7 protein-coding genes and 1 pseudogene are annotated in these 6,898 nt (G+C 69.8%); 7 read left to right on the top strand and 1 reads right to left on the bottom strand.

Annotated elements, in window-relative coordinates; all coding sequences use genetic code 11:
- Positions 1-200: pseudogene (locus RBT54_RS17300) on the bottom strand (ATP-dependent DNA helicase); the annotation flags it as partial.
- 206 nt (positions 201-406) lie between these two features.
- Between RBT54_RS17300 and RBT54_RS17295 the strand changes: the two are divergent.
- From RBT54_RS17295 to RBT54_RS18480, 7 genes are all read left to right on the top strand, one after another.
- A complete protein-coding gene (locus RBT54_RS17295; protein WP_288090291.1) occupies positions 407-934 on the top strand; it encodes a type II secretion system protein N in 528 nt (175 codons plus the stop codon).
- Between the two features lie 105 nt (positions 935-1,039).
- Complete coding sequence (gspD, locus tag RBT54_RS17290; protein ID WP_413788473.1) at positions 1,040-3,166, top strand: type II secretion system secretin GspD; 2,127 nt, start codon at positions 1,040-1,042, stop codon at positions 3,164-3,166.
- Entirely contained in the window at positions 3,163-4,638 is a 1,476-nt protein-coding gene (gene gspE / locus RBT54_RS17285) for a type II secretion system ATPase GspE (protein WP_320368259.1), read from the top strand. The genes gspD and gspE overlap by 4 nt, the downstream gene beginning before the upstream one ends.
- A complete protein-coding gene (gene gspF, locus RBT54_RS17280; RefSeq protein ID WP_320368258.1) occupies positions 4,635-5,834 on the top strand; it encodes a type II secretion system inner membrane protein GspF in 1,200 nt (399 codons plus the stop codon). The genes gspE and gspF overlap by 4 nt, the downstream gene beginning before the upstream one ends.
- 8 nt (positions 5,835-5,842) lie before the next feature.
- Positions 5,843-6,322, top strand: a complete 480-nt coding sequence (gene gspG, locus RBT54_RS17275) for a type II secretion system major pseudopilin GspG (protein WP_413788471.1) — start codon at positions 5,843-5,845, stop codon at positions 6,320-6,322.
- Positions 6,310-6,813: a prepilin-type N-terminal cleavage/methylation domain-containing protein gene (locus RBT54_RS17270; protein ID WP_320368257.1), complete on the top strand. Its 504-nt coding sequence runs from the start codon at positions 6,310-6,312 to the stop codon at positions 6,811-6,813. The genes gspG and RBT54_RS17270 overlap by 13 nt, the downstream gene beginning before the upstream one ends.
- On the top strand, positions 6,810-6,898 hold an 89-nt coding region (locus RBT54_RS18480; RefSeq protein WP_413788472.1), incomplete at its 3' end, for a prepilin-type N-terminal cleavage/methylation domain-containing protein. The genes RBT54_RS17270 and RBT54_RS18480, both read left to right, overlap by 4 nt.

Here is a 6,898-nt window from a genome sequence, read left to right as displayed (position 1 = left end):
CCCCCCGCCAGCAAGGCCGGCACCAGGTAGGCAAAGGTCTTGCCGGTACCGGTGCCCGCCTCGGCCACGAGGATGCGGTTGGCCTTGATCGCCTCGGCGATCTTCTGCGCCATCTCGATCTGCTGCGGACGCGCGCGGAAACCGGGGATGGCAGCGGCGAGCGGGCCGTCGGCGGCGAAGATCGGGGTGGGGTCGGACATCGGGCCGCGGCGGTTCGGTGATCGGTTTGGTCATCGGGGAGGAAGGCCGCGATTGTACGTGCTCGGGCCGCTGCCCGCACGTGTGCCGACGCGCACGCGGCCGGCGCCCTGCCGCGCAAGCTGTAACCGGCACGAAACATGACAGCTTCGAAAAAGCGTCACATTACTGTCGTAAAAAGCGGGCTTCATCAGACAGCCGGCCCAGCATGTCCTTCCGCCGCTTCATCACTCCGCCCAGCGCCTCCAACGTGCGCGCCAGTGTCGTCACCGGACTGGCGTGGGCGATTGCCATCGCGGCACTTGCGGCCACCGGACTGCTCGCCCCGCGACTGATGGCGCCATTGCCTGAGCCTGCGCACCCGACAGCGACCGGCGAGATCGTCGACCCACGCGCACTGGCCACGGCGGTGGCTCACAGCCAGCTGTTCTCGAATCAGGACAGCCAAGCGGACACCAACGCCGACCACCCCGGCAAACCTTCGGACATCGCCCTCGTCGGCATCGCCACCGGGTTCGCCGGCGGAACGGGTTTCGCGCTGTTCGAGCACGGCGGCCAGAGCGTGTCGCACCGCATCGGCGAGACGGTGTTACGGGACTGGCAACTGCTGCGCATCCTGCCCGACCGCGTCGAACTCGGCGCCGGCTCGCAGCGGCTGGAACTGACCCTGCACACCAGCGCCCAGCGCCGCCTGTCCCCGCGCCCCGACGCCCCGGAACCACCCGAAGAAGACTGACCGATGCCCCACCGCCCCTGTTTGCCGTTCGGCAGCGCCGCCGATCACCCGGCGCCATGCCCCCATTCCCCCGCACGCCATCGACGGCGATGGCTGCCGCTTGCCGTGCTGGCGGGAGCGCTGCTCGTGCTCGGCCCCGTGCATGCGAACGTGGAACCCGAACGTGTCGAACTGAACTTCGCCAATGCCGAGATCACCTCGGTCATCAAGGCTGTCGGCCAGATCACCGGGCGCAACTTCATCATCGACCCGCGCGTCGAGGGCAGCCTGAACATCGTCACCAACACACCGGTGCCACGCACCCTGACCTACGACATCCTGCTGTCCGCGCTGCGCCTGCAGGGCTACACCGTTGTCGAATCGGGCGGCATCACCCGTGTCGTGCCCGAGGCCGATGCCAAGCTGCACGGAGTGCCAGTGGCGACCGGTCGCATCACGCCCAGCGGCACCGGCCTCGTTACGCAGGTGTTCTCGCTTCGACACGAGTCGGCCGCCGGGCTCGTGGCCGCAATCCGGCCGCTGGTGAGTCCGAACAACGCCGTATCTGCCCTGCCTGCGACCAACACGCTGGTAGTGACCGACTACGCCGACAATCTGGCGCGCATCGCCCAGATCATCGGTTCGCTCGACGTTCCGCAGGGCGACCTGCTGGTCATCCCCCTCCAGCACGCCGCGGCGCGCGACCTGGCCGAAACCGTGATGCGGTTGCTGGGCAATGGTGGGCGCGGCACCGCCGACCCGCTGCAGGAGGTAACCGTCGTACCCGACACCCACAGCAACAGCCTGCTGGTGCGTGCAGGCAGCCCGTCGCGGCTGGCGGCCGTTCGCCAGGTGGTCGCGTCGATCGACCGTCCCGGCGCGGGCGGCAACATCCGCGTGGTCTATCTGCGCAATGCCGAAGCCACCCGCGTTGCTGAAACCCTGCGTGCCATCCTGGCCAGCGAAGGCAGCGCGCCGGCGGCAGGCAACGGCCTCGCCGCCATGGCCGTTCCGGCACCTGCGACACCCCCGGCCACACCGGTCCGCTCGGGTGATTCGACCGGCGAGACACCCACCGCTGCGGCACCGGCCCCCTTCGCGGCCGCACAGCCGGGCACGGCCCTGTCCGCCGGCAGCATGATCCAGGCCGACGCGGCGAGCAACGCACTGATCATCACGGCGCCGGACGCCATCTACAACAACCTGCGCAATGTCATCGAGCAGCTCGATCGCCGCCGCGCCCAGGTCTACGTCGAGGCACTGGTAGCCGAGATCACCGCCGAACGTGCGGCCGACTGGGGCCTGCAGTGGGGCGCCGCGAGCAATCGCGGTTCGACCTCGATCATTGGCCTGACCGGATTCGGCAGCGGCAGCAACAACCTTCAGACCCTGGTGACCAACGCCGCCGCCGGCACGCCGACCCTGCCGGGCAACGGCATCAACATCGGCATCGGCACCGGTTCGGTGACCCTGCCCGGCATCGGCACCGTGCCCAGCCTCGCGGTGCTCGCACGCTTCCTCGAGAGCGACAGCAAGACCAACATCCTGTCCACGCCCAACCTCGTCACCCTCGACAACGAGGAAGCCAAGATCGTCATCGGCCGCAACCTGCCCTTCGTCACCGGCCAGTTCACAAACACCGGCGGCAGCGGCGGTGCGGTCAATCCATTCCAGACCATCGAGCGCCGCGACGTCGGGTTGACGCTGCGCGTTCGGCCGCAGGTCTCCGAGGGCGGCGTGGTCAAGCTCGCGATCTACCATGAGGCCTCGAGCGTGGTCGGCGGCGTAGACAGCGCCAACGGGCCGATCACCAACAAGCGCTCGATCGAATCGACCGTGCTGGTGGACGACGGCGCCATCATCGCGCTTGGCGGCCTGATCGAGGACAGCTACAGCGCCGACGAGGAAAAGGTGCCGCTGCTCGGAGACATTCCGGTGGCCGGCAACCTGTTCAAGTACAACGGCCGCAAGCGCACCAAGACGAACCTGGTGATCTTCCTGCGCCCGGTCGTGCTGCGCGACGCCGACAGCTACGCCGGGCTCACGGCATCGCGCTACGACTACGTGGTCGGCCAACAGCAACGCATCGCCGGCACGCTGCTGCCCGGCGAGCGGACGCCAGCGGAGCTGCCCGCCTTCGGGACCTCGCCGCCAGCTGTACCACGCACGCGCGAACTACCGGCCGAATGGCTGGCCGGCACGCCGGCGGACGACCAGGCGCCGGCACCGCTCGAGGAGCGCGGTTGGCAATGAGCGCAGCCGGGCACCCGACGATCCCCTATGCGTTCGCACGCCGGCATGGCGTGCTGCTCGCGCGCGCGGCCGAGGACACGGCCGAGCTGGTGCTGCGGCCCGACGCGAGCCTGTCGGCGCTGGCAGAGGTGCGCCGCATGCTGGCCCGCCCGCTGCAGCTGACCCGCGTCGACGCGGAGTGCTTCGACTCGAAGCTCGCCGAGCACTATGGCGGCCAGGACGGCAGCACTGCCGAACTCGTTGCCGACATCGGTCAGGAACTGGATCTGGGCGCCCTGATGAGCGAGCTGCCCGCGGTCGAAGATCTGCTCGCCTCGCAGGACGAGGCCCCGGTCATCCGCATGATCAACGCGCTACTGACTCAAGCGGTGCGCGACGGCGCCTCGGATGTCCACATCGAGCCCTACGAACGAGACTCGGTGGTGCGCTTCCGGCGCGACGGCGTGCTGCACGATGCCGCCCGACCGCACCGCGGGCTGCACGCGGCGGTGGTGTCGCGCATCAAGATCATGGCCAGCCTCGACATCTCGGAGAAGCGCCTGCCGCAGGACGGCCGCATCGGCCTGCGCCTGGCCGGCCGCCAGGTGGATGTGCGCGTATCGACGCTGCCCACCGCGCATGGCGAGCGCCTGGTGCTGCGCCTGCTCGACAAGGGCGCTGCGCGTCTCGGGCTGGAGTCGCTGGGCATGGCCGAGGACACGCGCGCGCGCTTCGAGGCATTGCTGCGCCAGCCGCACGGCATCGTTCTGGTGACTGGCCCCACCGGGTCGGGAAAGAGCACCACCCTGTACGCCGCGCTGCAGGGCATGGACGCCCGCCGCCTGAACATCGTCACCGTCGAGGATCCGGTCGAATTCGACCTGCCCGGCATCGGCCAGACCCAGGTCAATCCGCGTATCGAGCTCGATTTCGCCCGTGCGCTGCGCGCAATCCTGCGCCAGGACCCGGACGTGATCATGATCGGCGAGATCCGCGACCTCGAGACCGCGCAGATCGCGGTGCAGGCCAGCCTGACCGGCCACCTGGTGCTGGCCACGCTGCACACCAACGACGCCGCATCGGCCGTTACGCGACTGGTCGACATGGGTATCGAGCCCTTCCTGCTCGCCTCCAGCCTGCGCGGCGTCCTGGCACAGCGCCTGCTGCGGCGCCTGTGCCCGGCCTGCCGCCGCCCGCACGCGATCGGCGACGAGGAACGCGCGCTGTTCGGCTCCGACGTGCCGGCGCGCGCCTGGGCCGCCGGCGACTGCCCCGCCTGCGCCCACACCGGCTACGCCGGCCGCACCGGCATCCACGAACTGATCACGGTCGATGCCGCACTGACGGCACTGATCCATGATCGCGCCGACGAAGCGGTGCTGCGTGCCGCGGCGCGTGCCGCCGGCGCCCGCGGCCTGCGCGACGACGGTCTGCGCCTGATCGCGGACGGCAGCACCTCGCCCGAGGAACTGTTGAGGGTGACGCGCGAATGAGCGCCTTCCACTATCGGGCCGTGGACCTGCAAGGGCGCGAGATCCAGGGCGTGCTCGAGGCCGACAGCAATCGCGGCGCGCGCACGCTGTTGCGCGAGCGCGGGCTGTTTCCGCTCGACGTCGGCGCGGTCAGCGCGCATCGCGAAGGTGGCACACGGCGGCGCATCGCCGAAGGCGCATTGGCACTGCTGACGCGGCAGTGGGCGACGCTGCTGGCGTCGGGCCTGACTGTGGAGCAGTCGCTGACGGCGCTGATCGACCAGGCCGAGAACCAGGATGTCGGACGCCTGCTTGCAGGCGTGCGCGCCGAGGTAATGTCCGGCATGGCATTGAGCGCTGCACTCGAGGCCTTCGCCACACAGTTTCCGCCGATCTACCGCGCGTCCGTGGCGGCGGGCGAGCGATCCGGGCGTCTGGCGGACGTGCTCGAGCAACTCGCCGGCTACCTCGAACGGCGCGGCAACCTCCGCCAGAAGACGCTGCAGGCGCTGCTGTACCCTGCCATCGTCGCGGCGGTCGCATTGCTGGTGGTCACCGGGCTGATGACCTACGTGGTACCTCAAGTGGTCACCGTCTTCCAGCAGGGCAGCCAGTCACTGCCACCGCTGACGCGCGGCCTGATCGCGGTCAGCGACGTGCTGCGCAACTGGGGCTGGTTGCTGCCGCCGATGCTGCTGGGGATGCTGCTGGCCGCAAGGGCCGGATTGCGCCAACCCGGCCTGCGGCGACGCTGGCATGCGCGGTTGCTGGCGCTGCCGCTGCTCGGGCGCCACTTGCGCAACCTCGAAGCGGCGCGCCTGGCGAGCACGCTCGCCATCCTTTGCGGCAGCGGCGTGGCGTTGCTGCAGGCGCTGGATGCGGGCCGCAAGGTGCTGAGCCTGATGCCGCTGCAGGAGGCGGTTGCTGGCGCGACGGAGCAGGTGCGCGAAGGCCAGTCGCTCGCGCGCGCGCTGGGCGCCGCACGCCAGTTCCCGCCGCTGTTGCTGCACATGATCGCCAACGGCGAGGCCACAGGGCGCCTGGGCGAAATGCTCGACAGGGCCGCCCGCCTGCAGCAACAGGACGTCGAGAACCGCATCACGGCGCTCACCAGCCTGCTCGAGCCGGCCCTGCTGCTGCTGATGGGCGGCCTGGTGCTCCTGATCGTGCTCGCGGTGATGCAGCCGATCATCGAACTGAACACCCTGATGAACTGAGAGATGCCATGACCTGCCCGCCTGCCGGCGCCTTTCCACGCCCCCCCCGTCCCGTGCAATCAACCGGCGCCACCCGCCGCTGCCGCGGATTCACTCTGATCGAACTGATGGTGGTGATCGTCATCCTGGGCGTGCTTGCCGCGCTGGTGGTGCCACGCGTGCTCAGCCGCCCCGACGAGGCCCGCGCGGTCGCTGCCAGGCAGGACATCGCCACGCTGATGCAGTCGCTCAAGCTCTACCGCCTGGACAACCGTCGCTACCCCACAGCCGAGCAGGGCCTGCTGGCGCTGGTCGAACCGCCCAGCGCCCCGCCGCGGGCGGAAAACTGGAAGGCCTATCTCGAGCGCCTGCCCAACGACCCCTGGGGTGCGCCCTACCAGTACCTGAACCCTGGCGTTAAGGGCGAAATCGACGTCTTCAGCTTCGGCGCCGACGGCAAGCCCGGTGGCGAAGGCGCCGACGCCGACATCGGCTCGTGGAACCTGTGATCCGGGGCCCGAGCACGAGGACGCAACGCGGATTCACGCTCATCGAGGTGATGGTCGTGCTGACCCTGCTGGCGATGCTGGCGCAAGGGCTCTACATGAGCATCGGCGCGCTGCAGTCGCGCGATCGCGATCGCGCGGTGGAGGCGCTGCGACTCCGCCTGGTCTTCGCCGCCGAACGAGCCTGGACGCGGGGCCAGCCGCTGGCACTCGAGCGCACACCGCAGGGCTATCGCTTCCTCGCTCGCGACACCGCCGGAGGCTGGCAGCAGGTGTCCGACAGCAGCGTGCTGGCGGAACGCCGGCTGCCCGACGCGCTGCGCTGGTCCGCACTCGAGGTCGAGGGGCGAAACGGCACGGCGGAGACGCTGCTCATCCTTGGCCCGGACTCGCCGTCCTTTCGTCTCGAGCTCACCGACGCCAGCGGCTGGCGGGCGACCTTGGGCGACCGCAATGGCCGCGTGGAACTGCTGGCCGGGACAATGGGACCATGAACCCCGCGACGCGCGGCTTCAGCCTGCTCGAAAACCTGATTGCCCTCGCAATCATCGCCGTCGCGCTGAGCGCGGCGGTGCGCGC

The sequence above is a fragment of the Thauera sp. genome (genome assembly GCF_034003485.1).
Lineage (GTDB): Bacteria > Pseudomonadota > Gammaproteobacteria > Burkholderiales > Rhodocyclaceae > Thauera.
The sequence above is the reverse complement of the archived record's forward strand: the minus strand, read 5'-3'. Positions and strand labels throughout refer to the sequence as shown.

What these genes read in the sequence shown, in the direction of transcription:
- gspE (WP_320368259.1), top strand. Translation starts at nt 3,163, where the DNA reads ATGAGCGCAGCCGGGCACCCGACGATCCCCTATGCGTTCGCACGCCGG.
- gspF (WP_320368258.1), top strand. Translation starts at nt 4,635, where the DNA reads ATGAGCGCCTTCCACTATCGGGCCGTGGACCTGCAAGGGCGCGAGATC.
- RBT54_RS17295 (WP_288090291.1), top strand. Translation starts at nt 407, where the DNA reads ATGTCCTTCCGCCGCTTCATCACTCCGCCCAGCGCCTCCAACGTGCGC.
- gspG (WP_413788471.1), top strand. Translation starts at nt 5,843, where the DNA reads ATGACCTGCCCGCCTGCCGGCGCCTTTCCACGCCCCCCCCGTCCCGTG.